The sequence below is a fragment of the Streptomyces syringium genome, from assembly GCF_017876625.1.
In the GTDB taxonomy this organism is placed as follows: domain Bacteria; phylum Actinomycetota; class Actinomycetes; order Streptomycetales; family Streptomycetaceae; genus Streptomyces; species Streptomyces syringius.
Window position 1 is genome coordinate 7,111,700 of the sequence record NZ_JAGIOH010000001.1, and the last position, 14,100, is coordinate 7,125,799.

At 72.9% G+C, this 14,100-nt stretch carries 11 protein-coding genes; 9 read left to right on the forward strand and 2 right to left on the reverse strand.

What is annotated here, in order from left to right:
- Positions 1–29 precede the first annotated feature (29 nt).
- From JO379_RS30905 to JO379_RS30915, 3 genes are all read left to right on the forward strand, one after another.
- Entirely contained in the window at positions 30–866 is an 837-nt protein-coding gene (locus JO379_RS30905) for an alpha/beta hydrolase (RefSeq protein WP_209518035.1), read from the forward strand.
- A 188-nt stretch (positions 867–1,054) separates the two neighbouring features.
- On the forward strand, positions 1,055–2,371 hold the full coding sequence (locus JO379_RS30910; RefSeq protein ID WP_209518037.1) for an alpha/beta hydrolase: 1,317 nt from the start codon (positions 1,055–1,057) through the stop codon (positions 2,369–2,371).
- Positions 2,368–4,914 (forward strand): bifunctional lysylphosphatidylglycerol flippase/synthetase MprF, encoded by a 2,547-nt coding sequence (locus tag JO379_RS30915; protein WP_130880897.1) that lies wholly within the window; start codon positions 2,368–2,370, stop codon positions 4,912–4,914. The genes JO379_RS30910 and JO379_RS30915 overlap by 4 nt, the downstream gene beginning before the upstream one ends.
- A 39-nt stretch (positions 4,915–4,953) precedes the next feature.
- Here JO379_RS30915 and JO379_RS30920 read toward each other — a convergent pair whose 3' ends face one another.
- Complete coding sequence (locus JO379_RS30920) at positions 4,954–5,685, reverse strand: oxygen-binding di-iron domain-containing protein (RefSeq protein WP_130880896.1); 732 nt, start codon at positions 5,683–5,685, stop codon at positions 4,954–4,956.
- 309 nt (positions 5,686–5,994) lie between these two features.
- Here JO379_RS30920 and JO379_RS30925 point away from each other — a divergent pair, with 309 nt between their 5' ends.
- The 5 genes from JO379_RS30925 (at position 5,995) to JO379_RS30940 (ending at position 10,669) form a co-directional block, all read left to right on the forward strand.
- Positions 5,995–7,197, forward strand: coding sequence for a cytochrome P450 (locus tag JO379_RS30925; protein WP_307842192.1), 1,203 nt, complete (start codon positions 5,995–5,997; stop codon positions 7,195–7,197).
- Between the two features lie 100 nt (positions 7,198–7,297).
- Positions 7,298–7,672, forward strand: coding sequence for an RNA-binding S4 domain-containing protein (locus JO379_RS30930; protein ID WP_130880895.1), 375 nt, complete (start codon positions 7,298–7,300; stop codon positions 7,670–7,672).
- A 90-nt stretch (positions 7,673–7,762) separates the two neighbouring features.
- Positions 7,763–7,837, forward strand: coding sequence for a putative leader peptide (locus tag JO379_RS34245; protein WP_362221080.1), 75 nt, complete (start codon positions 7,763–7,765; stop codon positions 7,835–7,837).
- Positions 7,838–8,004: 167 nt separating this feature from the next.
- Positions 8,005–9,021 carry an isopenicillin N synthase family dioxygenase gene (locus JO379_RS30935; protein ID WP_130880894.1) on the forward strand — a complete coding sequence of 339 codons (1,017 nt, stop codon included), beginning with the start codon at positions 8,005–8,007 and terminating at the stop codon, positions 9,019–9,021.
- A 91-nt stretch (positions 9,022–9,112) separates the two neighbouring features.
- Positions 9,113–10,669, forward strand: coding sequence for an MFS transporter (locus JO379_RS30940; protein ID WP_505016577.1), 1,557 nt, complete (start codon positions 9,113–9,115; stop codon positions 10,667–10,669).
- Positions 10,670–10,703: 34 nt separating this feature from the next.
- Here JO379_RS30940 and JO379_RS30945 read toward each other — a convergent pair whose 3' ends face one another.
- Positions 10,704–12,278, reverse strand: coding sequence for an FAD/NAD(P)-binding protein (locus tag JO379_RS30945; RefSeq protein ID WP_209518039.1), 1,575 nt, complete (start codon positions 12,276–12,278; stop codon positions 10,704–10,706).
- A gap of 202 nt (positions 12,279–12,480) precedes the next feature.
- On the opposite strand from JO379_RS30945, the gene JO379_RS30950 reads away from it, so the two are divergent.
- Positions 12,481–14,085: an alpha/beta hydrolase gene (locus JO379_RS30950; RefSeq protein WP_245382701.1), complete on the forward strand. Its 1,605-nt coding sequence runs from the start codon at positions 12,481–12,483 to the stop codon at positions 14,083–14,085.
- The last annotated feature ends 15 nt before the right edge of the window (positions 14,086–14,100 follow it).

The window sequence follows — 14,100 nt, forward strand, 5'->3', positions numbered from 1 at the left end:
CCCCGATTCCCTGTCGAGAGGAGCCCCCCATGGCGCTGGAGCGTCAACAAGGTGCAGCGCGCCGGGACGGCCGGCCGACCTTCGTGCTCGTACACGGCGCGCACAGCAGTTCCTACGCCTGGTCGCCCGTTCTCCGGCGACTCGCGCTGCTCGGGCACCGGGCGCTCGCCGTCGACCTGCCGGGCCATGGCATGGACGCCTGTTTCCCGCTCTCCTACCAGGCACCGCAGGATCCGGAGGCCTTCGCGGCGCAGCCCTCGCCGCTGGCCGGGGTGACCTTGGAGGACAACGTCACCCACGTCGTGGAGGCGGTGCGCCGGGTCGCGGAGTACGGGCCGGTGATCCTGGTGGGAACCAGTGGTGGCGGGGCGACCATCAGCGGCGTGGGAAACACGGTGCCCGACCTGATCGGCCGGATCGTGTACGTCTCCGCATGGTGCTGCGTCCAACTGCCCAGCGTGGCCGACTACCTGGCGGACCTTGGGATCAGGGACGTCGCCTCGTCCCTGGTCAACTGGCGCTCGGCCGACCCGCGGTTCCTCCTCACGACCAAGGAGGCGCTGGCGGCCGACGCGACCGACGAGCAGTTCCGTGCCTGCCTGAACATCCTCGAACCCGCCGACTCCGCGGGCGTCCTCACCGCCGACGCCCGTGTCCGGGCCGACACGTGGGGCCGGATCCCCCGCGCCTATGTCCGCTTCTCCCTGGACCGGGCCGTCCCGCTCGCCATGCAGGACCGGATGATCGCCGAGGCCGACGCGCTGACACCCGGGAACCCCTTCCAGGTCCACACGGTCGACACCAGCCACCTCGGCGTGCAACTCCGGCCCGGCGAGATAGCCGAAATCCTCGGCACGCTCGCGTGAGAGACGGCCCGGCCACGGTGGCCCGGCCTCCTTGAGTTGCCGGATATCCACCGAAAGGTAGCATTTTCGGTGAACGGGTAGATGGTGCGTTCAAGTCCACCCGGCTCCACCGACGTGGGGCCGTAGCTCAAGGCAGAGCGACCCGTTCGCCCACACCCCCCGGCCCCCACACGGACGTGGTGCGACGCATGCGGATCGCGGCAGGCCCGCTGGACTGGTCACTGGTGAGCGGATGGATTCCGCTCATCCTTCTGGTCGTGGGGCTGTGCGCGCTGGGGGCCCTGCTCTACTCCCGGCAGCGGCGGTGGTGGATCCGCTGGGGACCGGTCGCCGTCGTGCTCGCCGTGCTCCTCACCTGGCTGCTGCAAGTGGCCGTGGACGACTGGCTCCAGGTCTTCCCCGACCCGCTGCCGACCGATGTGGTGCTGTGGGCCGGAGTGGCCGTCCTCGGCATCACTCTCGCGGCCTTCCGCCTCCCGCTGCTCCGGCCCCGCCTGTGGCTGCCGGCCCTGCTCGCCGGGTTCCTCGTCGTCCTGCTGGGGGCCTCGCAGATCAACCGGCACTTCGACCAGTACCCGACGGCGCGCACCGCCCTGAACACCTGGCTGCAGAAGACCACCAGCCTGGCCGACGCGACCGGGCGCGAGGAGCCCGCCCTGCGGGTCCCGGAGGGCAAGGCGGTCTCGGAAGTGTGGCGGCCACCCAAAGGACTGCCCGAGAAGGGCACGCTCTCCAAGTCGTCCATCCCCGGCACCACCTCCGGCTTCGACGCCCGGAGCGCGTATGTCTTCCTGCCTCCCGCCTACCGCTCCACCCCCCGCCCCCTGCTGCCGGTCATCGTGCTCATGGCCGGCCAGCCGGGGTCCCCGGACGACTGGATCAACTCCGGCCGGCTGGTGGACATGATGAACGCCTTCGCCGCCGCGCACCGGGGTCTCGCCCCGGTGGTCGTCGTCGTGGACCCGCTCGGCAAGCAGTTCGCCAACACCCTCTGCGTGGACTCCAAACTCGGCAACGTCCAGTCCTACCTCGCGGCGGACGTCCCCGCCTGGATCCGGAGCCACCTCCAGGTCGCGACGGACCGCACCTCCTGGATCGTCTCCGGCATCTCCTTCGGCGGCACCTGCTCCCTCCAGCTCGGCGTCAACGCCCCCGACGTCTACGGCGTCGTCAACGACATCTCCGGCCAGGACGCCCCCACCCTCGGCAGCACCAAGAAGACCGTCGACACGGCGTTCGGCGGCGACCCGGCCGCCTTCGCCGCCGTCAACCCGCTCGACGTGATGGCACGCAACCGGTTCCCCGACACCAAGGCCGCGTTCATCGCCGGCAGCGACGACAAGACCTACGGTCCGCAACAGCGCAAGGTCTACGAGGCCGCCGTCAAAGCCGGCATGCGGGCCGAGTGGGTGGAGCTCCCCGGGGGCCACAGCTGGCAGGTCTGGCGGCCCGGACTGGAGCGCCAACTACCCTGGCTGTCCCGGGAGACAGGACTGATCCGATGACGTCGGCCCCTCCTCCCGCACCGCCCGACGACCCCGCCGAGGCGCCCGTCACCGGCGACAGCCGGCACCCGTGGCGCACCACCCTCGACCGGCTCCTCGCCCCCGTCCGGCACGCCCCCTTCACCCTCGCCTTCCTCGCGGTCCTGTGGATCGTCGGCGCCGTCACCGGCAGCCTCGGCAGCGGCCCCGGCCGACACCGCATGGAACGCTTCGGGGCCGGGCTGCCCTCCCTCGCCGAGGGCCGGTGGTGGACCCCGGCCACGTCGCTGCTGTGGTGCCCCGGCCTCGCCGGGTACATCGGCGCGACCCTCCTCGTCCTGGTGCTCCTCACGCCCGCCGAACGCCGCCTCGGCGTCGCCCGCACCGCCGCGATCCTGCTCGGCGGCCAGATCGCGGGCACCCTGCTCGCCCTCGGCATCGTCAAACTCGGCTCGCTGGCGGGCGAACAGTGGCTGGACAGCCTCTCCGGGGACCTCGCGGTCACCCCGACCGTCGGCGCGCTCGCCGTCGGCGCGGTCCTCAGCTACCGGCTCACCGCGCTGTGGCGGCGCCGGGTACGGCTCGGCATCGGCGCGTTCGCGCTCGTGATGGCCCTGTACGTGGGGCATCTGCAGGGCGTCATGCGGTTCGGCGGGGTCGTCGTGGGCCTCGCCGCCGGTGCCGCGCTCTACCACCGCTCCGGCCGGGTGCGGCTGCGGCGCTCCTCGCACACCGAGGCCCGGGTGCTGGTCGCGCTCGTCGTGGCCGCCTCCGCGATCGGACCGATGATCGCCATCCTCTACCGCGACGCGTACGGCCCCTTCAACTCCTTCGACAACCTCTACGTCTCCATCCAGCCCACCGCCGAGGAGGTCGCGGAGGCCTGCGCCACCTCCGCCCGCGACTGCCACTCCGAGCACGCGATCCAGGACTTCTACCACTCGCCGTCCGTCGTCATGGCCGCGCTGGTGCCCCTGCTGCTGCTCGTCCTCGCGGAGGGGCTGCGCCGCGGGCTGCGCCTGGCCTGGGGCCTCGCCGTGCTGGTGCACCTCGCCTGGATCGCGCTGCTCGGCTATCTGCTGAACGACTTCCTCGCCGACCCCCGGGCCTACGGCGCGGTGCCCGCCGACCACGCGGGCTACGTCCAGTCCTTCGTCGAACAGATGCTGCTGCCGGTCCTGGTCCTCCTCCTGCTCGTCCTCACCCGCGACCGGTTCGACCTGCGGCTGCCGCGCACCGCGACCGCCAAGCTGTCGGCGGTCGTCGGGGCCGCGTTCGTGCTGGTCTGCGCCGCCTACGTGGGCATCGGACACGCCGTGCGCGACCAGTACGACCCGGACGCCACCCCGGGGCTGCTCTTCGGCGGGCTGGTGTCGGTGTTCCTGCCGCCCGCCTTCCTCGACGAGTTCACCGACTCGCCGATCCCGGTCGGCGGCATGGCGAAGGCGCTCTACCAGTACTGCGGGCTCGTCTTCTGGGCGGTCGCCCTGGTCGCGCTGTTCTTCACCTTCCGCCGCCCCCGGCTGCACACCGACGCGGACGCGGCCGTACGGGCCCGGGAACTCCTCACCGCGCACGGCGGCTCCAACCTCTCCTACCTCACCACCTGGGACGGCAACTACTACTGGTTCGACGAGAGCGGCCGGGCCGCCGTCGCCTACCGGGTGATCTCCACGGTGGCGCTGACGACCGGCGACCCGTTCGGCGACCCGGGGGCCCGCGAGGCCGCCGTCGCCGGTTTCTCCCGGTACTGCGACGAGCGCGGCTGGACGCCCTGCTTCTACAGCGTGGGGTCCGAGACCCTCCGGTCCGCCGAGCGGCTGGGCTGGCGGTCGGTGCAGGTGGCCGAGGACACCGTGGTGCCGCTGCCCGACCTGGCCTTCACCGGAAAGAAATGGCAGGACGTCCGTACCGCCCTGAACAAGGCCAAGAAGGAGGGCATCACCGCGGAATGGTGGTCCTACCCCGAGGCCCCGGTCGCCCTCACCGACCAGGTGCGGTCGATCTCCGAGGAGTGGGTCGCCGACAAGGGACTGCCGGAGATGGGCTTCACCCTGGGCGGCCTCGACGAACTCGACGACCCCGCGGTGCGCTGTCTGCTCGCCGTGGACGGCGACCGCACGGTGCACGGCATCACCAGCTGGATGCCGGTGTACGGCGACGGCAGGCCCGTGGGCTGGACACTGGACTTCATGCGGCGCAGGGCCGGCGGATTCCGCGGCTCGATGGAGTTCCTGATCGCCTCGGCGGCCCTCGGCTTCAAGGAGGAGGGCGCCGCGTTCCTCAGCCTCTCCGGCGCCCCGCTGGCCCGCACGGCCAGCGCCCAGCCCGCCGCCGCGCTGCAACGCGTCCTCGACTACGGGGGAAAGGTCCTCGAACCGGTCTACGGCTTCCGGTCCCTGCTGAACTTCAAGGCGAAATTCCAGCCCCAGTACCGGCCCATGTACATGGCCTACCCGGACCCGGCCTTCCTGCCCGCCATCACCCGGGCGATCTCCAAGGCGTATCTGCCGCACATGACACCGGCCCAGGGCATGCGGCTGATGCGACAGTTCTCGACCTAGCGCGTGCCCCGGCCGGCCGAGGGCGGAGTCACTTGCCCGTCATTTGCCGCGGTGACCGTCGCAGGACGCCAGGAACCGGTCCTCGTAGGCCGCCGCCAGATCGGTCAGCGCCCGGCCGCAGTCGCCCGTGTACGACGGGCCGTGCATCAAACCCATCGTCGCCGGCCGCAGCCCGGCCAGCCGGCGCATGGTCGGGGCGGTGTCGGCCGTCAGGCACGTCGACCGGAAGACGTCCTCGGCCGCCAGGGCGGGGCCGACGAGATCGCTCTCCGTCAGGGGCGGGGCGTCACCGATCCGCGTGAAGAGGTCACCGCACAGGAGCGTGCCGGTCGTCTCCTCGTAGAGCAGCCCGGCGTCCCAGCCGTGCGGCATGTGCGGGGTCTCCAGGCGGCGCACCCGCTTTCCGCCGAGGTCGAGCACCTCCTCGTCCTCCAACGGGCGCGGCTGACGGTCGGCCATGTCGTTCACCGACACCAGGCACCCCATCGTGCCGTGCGCGACCTGGGCCCGGGGAGCCGCCTGGAGCCAGGAGTTCAGCGAGCCGCACTCGTCGGCCTCGACATGGCCGAAGGTGATCCAGCGGAGGTTCTCCACCGGGGTCACCCGGGCCACGGCCTCCGACACCAGGGGGAACAGCGCCCGCAGCCCGCAGTGGAACAGCAGCGGCTCCTCGGCGTCGACGAGGAACTGGTTGAACATGAAGTCCGCGTCGCTGATGTAGGTGGACAGCCGGTAGATGTCCGGCGCGATCTCCGTGACCTGCGTTTCCATCGGCCCAGTCTGGCCGCGGCCGATCGGCCGAAGGGGGCGGCCCGCCGTCGGCCGCGCCGGAGCCCGCGGACCGATTCCCCCGAACGGGTCAACCCTGTCGGCCTCGGGCCGACCCCGGCCGAGGCTGCCTCATCGTCCAGGGGGCCGTCGCCAGCCGTCGCCAGCCCTCGCCACCGAAGTGACCGGCGGGGCATTCGCCTGAACGGGGTCGACGATGCGCGTGCCCCGCGGCCGGTGGCCCCGTCGGCGGTAGCGTGACGCGCGACCGGCCTGGCGGCGGGCCAGGCGGCCATCGAGGCGGAGGCGACTGTGACGATCGGTGAAACCCCGCAAATGTACGAGGTCCCCGACCTGCCCGCGCTGGACTTCGACCCCTTCCTCAAGGAGGCGCTGCAGGCCCCTCCCGTCCGGATCCGGCTGCCGCACGGCAAAGGCGACTGCTGGCTGATGACCCGGTACGCCGACGTCAAGTTCGTCGCCTCGGACGCGCGGTTCAGCCGGGACATCCTCGGCAGGTCCGTGCCCAAGATGACCAAGCACTTCATCCCGCTCGACCGTGCCGTCAGCTTCGTGGACCCGCCCGACCACGCCCGCGTGCGCGCGGTGGTCGCCCCCGCGTTCACCCAGCGCAGCATGGAACGGCTGCGGCCCCGCGCCCAGGCCGTGCTCGACGGCCTGATCGACGATCTGCTGGCGGCCGGACAGCCCGCCGATCTCATCCGGTACGTCACCTCGCCGTTCCCCCTGGAGATGGTCAGCGAGCTGATGGGCGTCCCCGCCGGGGACCGGCCGCAGATCCGCGACTGGGCGCAGACCCTGCTGACGAGGGCGTCCGACGAGGGGGCGGCCGAGCGGGCCAAGGACGTCAAGCAGGCCGCCCACGACTACTTCCGCCAGCTGGCCGCGGAACGCCGCGCCGCACCCCGGGACGACCTGATGAGCACGATGGTGGCCGCCGTCGACGCGGGCCGGATCGACGAGGAGGAGCTGCTGGCCCTCGCCACCCTCATGGGCCTCAACGGCTGGCACGCGGTGCGCAACAACACCTCGAACATGGTCTACGCCCTGCTCACCCAGGACGGGCTGCTGGACCGGCTGCGGTCCGAGCCGGAGGTGGTGCCGAAGGCCGTCGACGAGCTGCTGCGCTGGATCCCGCACAAGCACGGCGTCGGGCAGCCGCGCATCGCCACCGTGGACATCGAGGTCGGCGGAGCCCGGATCGCCGCCGGTGACATCGTCTACGTCTCCTACGTCGCCGCCAACTGGGACGAGGAGGTCTACCCCGAGCCCGGCCGGATCGACTTCGAGCGCCAGGGGCCGCCGCACGTCGCCTTCGGGCACGGCCCGCACTTCTGCGTGGGCCCCCTGCTGGCCCGCATGGAATCGGAGGTCCTGCTGGCCACCCTGGCCGACCGGCTCCCCGGGCTGCGGCTCGCGATTCCGGCCGACCGGGTGCGGTGGCAGACCGAGGTGCTGATCCGGGGCCCGGTCGACCTGCCGGTCGCGTGGTGATCATCCGCCCGGTGGGCATCGCCCGGTGAGCATGCGAACGACACGATGTCGTCCCCGCGGGGCATTCACCCCGCGGGGAGGGCTTGCATAAGGTGGGGGCATGGCTTCCGACGAGCAGTCCGTACGGGTCGACAGCTGGATCTGGTCCGTGCGGCTCACGAAGACCCGTTCGCTGGCGGGCACCGCCTGCCGCGCCGGTCACGTGCGCGTCAACGGCGAGCGCGTCAAGCCCGCCCACGCGGTGCGCTGCGGCGACGAGGTCCGGCTGCGCGTGGGCGGCCGGGACCGGATCGTCGTGGTCTCGCGCGTCGTGAAGAAGCGGGTCGGCGCCGCGGTCGCCGCCGAGGCCTACGTCGACAACAGCCCGCCGGCCCCGCCGCGCGAGGAGATCGCCCAGGTCGCGCACCGTGACCGGGGCGCCGGCCGCCCGACCAAGCGCGACCGCCGCGACCTGGAGCGCCTGCGCAACGGCTGAGCGCCCGGCGGAGCACGGGCGGCAGGGCCCGGCCCGCCCCCGGACCGGGCTCGAAAAACGGTTCGGCGCCCGGTCGTATACGCTGGGCGTGTGATTCCGCTCGTCAAGCGCCGCCACGTGGACCTCGTCCGTGTTACGAGCATGTCCTGTCGCCACTACGGCTGACCATCACCTGACCGTGCCCCGCTCTCCGGGCAGTGGTCCCCCTTTTTCTTTCTTCTGCCTTTCCTAGCCGCTTCCCGGCCCCGCTCCCTCCGCATACCCTGCGGCGCTTCGCGGGCCGTCCGGCCACCGCCGGGCGTGACCGGGCCCTCACGCTGTGGATAAATTTCATGATCAACGAGCTTCCCGTCATCGACCTCTCCGCCGCCTCGGCAGGCCCCGACGCCCGGGCGCGCTTCCATGACGCGCTGCACACCGCCGCCCGTGACGTGGGCTTCTTCCATCTGACCGGCCACGGCATCACCGAGGCCGAGACCGCTGAGCTGATGCGCACCCTGCGTGCCTTCTTCGCCCTGCCCGAAGCCGAGCGGCTCGCCATCAGCAACCTCAACTCGCCCCATTTCCGTGGCTACACCCGCATAGGCGACGAGCGGACCGGCGGCAGCCGCGACTGGCGGGACCAGATCGACATCGGCGCCGAACGCGCGCCGCGCGTGCCCGGCCCGGACGAGCCCGGCTACTGGTGGCTGGAGGGCCCCAACCAGTGGCCCGCCGCCCTGCCCGAGCTGCGCACCGCCGCCCTGAACTGGGTCGACCGGCTGAGCTCGGTGGCCCAGCGGCTGCTGCACGAACTGCTCGCCGCGATCGGCGCCCCGCCGGACTTCTACGACGAGGCCTTCGCCGACCGCCCCCACCTGCACCTCAAGCTCGTCCGCTACCCCGGCAGCGCCCCCGACGGCGCCGCGCAGGGGGTCGGCGCGCACAAGGACTACGGCTTCCTGACGCTGCTGCTCCAGGACACGGTCGGCGGACTGCAGGTGGAGGGCCCCGACGGTGCGTTCATCGACGTGCCGCCGATGCCCGGCGCCTTCGTGGTCAACCTCGGTGAACTGCTGGAAGTCGCCACCAACGGCTATCTCAAGGCCACCAACCACCGGGTCGTCTCCCCGCCCGGGAACCGGGAGCGCTACTCCGTCCCGTTCTTCTACAACCCGCGGCTGGACGCCCGGATCGAGCCGGTGCCCTTCCCGCACGCCCACCGGGCCCCCGGCGTCACCCAGGACTCGGCCAACCCGCTGTTCGCCGAGTACGGCCGTAACGAGATCAAGGGCTGGCTCCGGGCGCACCCGGCCGTCGCCCGCCGCCACCACGCCGGGCTGCTGGACGCTCCCGTACCGGTGAGCTGACCCGCGACGCCCCTCGGCCGATCACGAATCGCGCCCTTCACCGGCTTCGCCCATCATGCGAAGGGAAGCCGGTGAAAGGGCGCGATGTGCCATGGAGCGAGCCTCTCCTGCCGATGTCCCCGAGGGCGCGGCGGCGGACCACCGCGCGGTCCCCGACCCCGGCCGCTGGGCGATGCTCGCGGTGCTCTGCGCCAGCCTTCTGCTGGTCGCCATGGACGCCACCATCCTCAACGTCGCGCTGCCCTCGCTCATCGACGATCTCCAGCCGGGTGCGCTGGAGCAGCTGTGGATCATCGACATCTACGGTCTCGTACTCGGTGGCCTGCTGGTCACCAGCGGCGCGGTGAGTGACCGGTACGGCCGTAAGCGGCTCTTCCTGACCGGTTTCGTCCTCTTCGGCCTGGCGTCCGTCGTCGCGGCCACCGCGGGCAGCTCCGCCCAGCTGATCGCCGGCCGGGTGCTGCTCGGGCTCGGCGGCGCCATGGTGATGCCGTCGACGCTGTCCCTGATCCGCAACATCTTCACCGACGCCCACGAGCGGGCGCTCGCCATCGGCGTCTGGGCCGCCGTCGCGGGCGCCGGGGCGTGCGTGGGACCGCTCGTCGGCGGGGTGCTCGTCGAGCACTTCGGCTGGTCGGCCGCGTTCTGGGTGAACCTCCCGGTCGTCGTCGTCACGGTCGTCGCCGGACTGCGGCTGCTGCCGGAGTACCGCAGCCCCCAGCCCGGCGGGCTCGACTGGCCGGGCGCCCTGCTCTCCATCGTCGGCATCGTGTCCCTGGCCTGGGGCATCAAGCACGTCGCCAAGGGCAGTCTGCTGCCCGGGGACGTGGGCACGCTCGCCCTCGGGGTACTGCTGCTGGCGCTGTTCGCGCGACGCCAACTCCGCTCCGACGACCCGCTGCTGGACGTACGCCTCTTCAAGCGCCGTCCTTTCCTGGCCGCCGCGCTGGCCACCCTGCTCGCCATGCTGGCCATCGGTGCCGCGCTGTTCCTCATCTCGCTGTGGCTGCAGTACGTCCACGGCTACTCGCCCTCCCAGGCCGGTCTGCGGACCCTGCCCGCGGCCGCCGCCATGCTGGCCGGTTCGCTGTCGACCCCCTGGCTGATGCACCACGTCGGGGTCCGTTCCGTCATGGCCCTCGGACTCGGCGCCCTCGCCGCGGGTTTCCTGCTGCTGGCGCTGTCCCCGGTCCCCACCGCATACCCGGCCGTCGCGGTGGTGCTGGCCGCGCTCGGCCTCGGCGACGGGCTGGCGATCACCGCCTCGGCAGCCGTGCTGGTCTCGTCCGTACCGGCGGAACGCGCCGGGCAGGCGGGCGCCGTCTCGGAGACCGCCTACGAACTCGGCGTCGGCCTCGGCGTGGCCCTGCTCGGCAGCATCCACGGCGCCGTCTACTACCAGCACATGACCGGACTGCCCCTGGACGGCGCCGACGCGGAGCGGGCACGGGATTCGGTCGGCGGTGCCACGGAGGTCGCCGAGGAGGCCGGCGGCACGACCGGGCGACAGGTGCTCGAAGCCGCCCGGGACGCCTTCGACGACGCGCTCACCACGACGGCGTACGCATCGGCGGCGATCGTCGTCGCGGTGGCCCTGCTCGCGGTGTGGCTGGTGCCCCGCGGTTTCAGAACGACGAGCAGCCACTGAGGAATTGACGCGGTAGTTGCTCGCCCGCCCGCGTTCACGGCAGTGCCGCGATCTCGTCCGCGACCTGGCGGGCCTGACGGACCACGTTGCGCAGATGGTTGGAGAACGGGATCCGCGGATGGGTGCCCACCCCGGCCACCCAGATGTGCTCGGGCTGCGCCCCGGGCCGTGGGCGCAGCCGCAGATCGGCCTCCAGATGGTCGACGGCAGCGGTGGGGCCCGGCGCCCCGTCCAGGTGCACGGCCTTGCCGTCGGGGTCCCAACACAGCTCGGGGGGCAGGAAACCGGTGGCGTTGACGACGTAGTCGAAGCTCGCCCCGGACCCGCGAGGCGTGGTTCGCGGCCACTCCACCCGCCACGCGCCCCCCTCGAAGGACACGGCGCGGGGGTAGCCGGGAGCCATCCGCAGCGCACCGGTGTCGAAGTGGGCGAGCAGCCGACGGGCGTTGAGGACGGTCAGCGCCGTCGCGTAGCGGCCGACGAACCACGCGAAGTGCGCCATCAGCGCGCGGCGCCGGGCGGCGGGAAGGTCGGCGCTCAGGGCGATCACCCCTTCCAGCAGGGGCACGACGACGCCGGGCCACGAGCAGGCACCGGACTCCACCAACGCGGTCTCCTCCCGCAGCCGCCGGACGGGATCGGCGGCGGTGGAGACCTGCGCCCGCAGCGGGCGGCGGTCGAGCAGCCGGACCGCCTCCACCGCGCGGCGCGTCACCTTCGCTTCGAGCCGGGGGTCGGCGGGGTCGAGCCGGGCGATCCCTGCCAACGGCGGGAAGTCGCGCACCGGCGCGGCCAGCGACTGCCGTACGGCGGGCAGGAGTCCCGAGGGCGAGGCCATGGTCGTCCGGTGGCCGTCGCGGCACAGCAACAGGGCGGCGTCGACGGCCGATTGGTGGGTACCGAGCACCAGCACCCGGCTGCCCCGGGGAAGGCCCTCCCGGATCCGGCCGGCGGGGTAGGGGCTGTCCAGATAGCGGGGGTGGCCGGTGAAGGCCGCGAAGCCGTCCGGGACGCGGGGGCGGTGGACGCCCGTACAGACGACGACCTCGTCGCCGGTGATCTCCTGCCCGCCGCGGAGCCGCACCCGGTGCCCGTCGGCCCCGGTGCTGACCGACACCGCCGTGTCCCGCACGTGCCGGACCTCGATGCCGTGGGCGACGGCCAGGGCGCGGGCGTCGGTGTGACGGTCGTGGCAGTACTCGGCCATCCGGGCGCGCGGCACACAGTCCTGCGGTTCCGGTGGCGCGCCGCGCGCCCGGAGGTAGTCGATGAAGTCGGCGGGCCGGTCCGCCAGCAGGGAGTTGACGTCGGCGGCGCTGTTGCACACCAGCAGCGGGTCGCTGTCGCCGAAGGCCAGCCCCCACCCGACGGGGTGGGGGTCCACGACCTGGACCGACCGTACCGGGCGGGCCGCGGGGCCGTTCCGCGTCCGTGGGCCCGGGCGCAGCAGTGCGCGCACCAGGTGCAGGAAGACGCTGGTACCGGCGAACCCGGCGCCCACGATCACGACATCCCGCCCGGCGGCGCGGTCCCTCCCGTCGCCGTCGTGGCTGTCGTCGTCGGTGTGCGCGGTCTCCCGGTCGCCACCGGGCGCGGCGGCATGTCCCATGGTCCCCCTTTCCACAGGCCCTTTCGCAGGCCACGTTCGTAGTCACCCTGCCCCGCGCCGATCCCGGGGAACCCGCCCGGCCGTGTCATCCCGATGGCCCCATTCCGGCTGCGGCCCGCCCCGGTGGCGGATGGACTGGGATCGTCCCCGAGGCCGTGTTCCTCCCGCCGCCGGGGCCTCGCCAGGAGAGGACGTGACGAGGATGCGGACCCGGCCCGGCAGGATAGCGGTGGTGATGGTCACCGCGGCCTTCGTGGCCGGCGGCTGCACGGCGGACGGCGGCGGGAGCGCCGGGAGGACCGGGCCGCCGTCGCCGTCGGGGGGTCCGGGCGGGCCCCGGCGGGCCGCCCCGCCCGGGCCCCCCGTACCGGGGGTGCCCCGGGAGATCGCCCGGCAGCGCCTCGACTGGGCCCCTTGCGAGCCCGAGGACGCCGGGGAGGGCGTGCAGCAGCCGCTGCCGGACGCCGAGTGCTCCTGGCTGACGGTGCCCCTGGACTACGCGGTGCCCCACAAGAACACCATCAAGGTGCGGGTGGCGCGGGTGCGCGCACCGGACGGTTCCCGGCGGCTCGGCTCGCTGGTCTTCAACCCCGGCGGGCCCGGTGAGGCGGGCGCCGCCCTGGTCGCCGACGGTACGTTCACGGCGACCCCCGAGGTGAGCGACCGCTACGACCTCGTCGGCTTCGATCCGCGCGGCGTCCACCGCTCGGCCCCGCTGATATGCCCCGCGAGAGACGGCGGCAGCGATCTCATCCCGCGCACCCGGCAGTTGATGGACGCGGAGTTCAAGATCGCCGCCGAGCGGGCGGCCGACTGCCGGAAGGTCACCGGTGCGCTGATGGCACACATGGACAGCGTCAGCGTCGCCCGTGACCTGGACCTGCTCAGGGCGGCCCTGGGCGAGGACAGACTCGACTACCTCGGCATCTCCTACGGCACCTACATCGGCCAGCACTACGCCCGGCTCTTCCCGGACCGGGTCGGGCGCTTCGTGCTCGACGGGGTCGTGGACCCGGGCGCCGACCAGGCGCAGACCGCGCGGGAGGACGTCAAGGCCATCAGCGAGAGCTTCGCGAGCTACGCGCGGACCTGCGCGGCGAACGACTGTTCCCTCGGTGCCACACCCGACGACGTCACCACCACGACCACCGACTTCGTGCGGGGCCTCGACGCCCACCCCGTCCCCGGCCCCGACGGCGCCCGGCTCACCACCGCCATGGCGGCCCAGGCCATCCGTGACTCCCTCTACCAGGACGCGAAGTGGCCGGAGCTGACCCAGGCCCTGGTCGACGCCATGAACGGAGACCCGGAGCCGCTCCTGCGGCTCGGCCCGTACGGGGGCCGGCTCACCGGGCAGGGACCGGCCGGGGAGAACGGGGAAGCCACCGCCGATCCCTCCATGGCCAGGAGTGCCATCGACTGCCTGGACAGGCCGGGGCCGAGGAGCCCCGACGACATCCTCAGATACCTCGGGGAGTTCGAGAAGGCGTCGCCGCTGTTCGGCTCCACCGTGGCCACGGCCATGGTCCACTGCGCGGCCTGGCCCATCACCCCCACGGGAAAGGCAGAACCCCTCAGCGCGCCCGGCGCCCCCGCCATGGTCCTGGTCTCCTACGCCGTCGATCCGGCGACGCCGCTGGTCAACGCCCGGGCGGTACGGACGAACCTGGGCGCGGGCTCCCTGGTCGTCCGGGCCGGCACGGGGCACTCCGCCTACGCCAACGGTTCGGAGTGCACCGACCGCGCGGTGGACACCTTTCTCGTCTCCGGCAAACTGCCCCCGGCGGAACTGGACTGCGGCGCCTGACCGCCCGCGGCGGCC

Excerpts from the sequence above, each read along its gene's own strand:
- JO379_RS30910 (WP_209518037.1), top strand. The coding sequence starts at position 1,055 with ATGCGGATCGCGGCAGGCCCGCTGGACTGGTCACTGGTGAGCGGATGG.
- JO379_RS30945 (WP_209518039.1), bottom strand. The coding sequence starts at position 12,278 with ATGGGACATGCCGCCGCGCCCGGTGGCGACCGGGAGACCGCGCACACC.
- JO379_RS30920 (WP_130880896.1), bottom strand. The coding sequence starts at position 5,685 with ATGGAAACGCAGGTCACGGAGATCGCGCCGGACATCTACCGGCTGTCC.
- JO379_RS30950 (WP_245382701.1), top strand. The coding sequence starts at position 12,481 with ATGCGGACCCGGCCCGGCAGGATAGCGGTGGTGATGGTCACCGCGGCC.
- JO379_RS30940 (WP_505016577.1), top strand. The coding sequence starts at position 9,113 with ATGGAGCGAGCCTCTCCTGCCGATGTCCCCGAGGGCGCGGCGGCGGAC.
- JO379_RS30905 (WP_209518035.1), top strand. The coding sequence starts at position 30 with ATGGCGCTGGAGCGTCAACAAGGTGCAGCGCGCCGGGACGGCCGGCCG.
- JO379_RS30935 (WP_130880894.1), top strand. The coding sequence starts at position 8,005 with ATGATCAACGAGCTTCCCGTCATCGACCTCTCCGCCGCCTCGGCAGGC.
- JO379_RS30930 (WP_130880895.1), top strand. The coding sequence starts at position 7,298 with ATGGCTTCCGACGAGCAGTCCGTACGGGTCGACAGCTGGATCTGGTCC.
- JO379_RS30915 (WP_130880897.1), top strand. The coding sequence starts at position 2,368 with ATGACGTCGGCCCCTCCTCCCGCACCGCCCGACGACCCCGCCGAGGCG.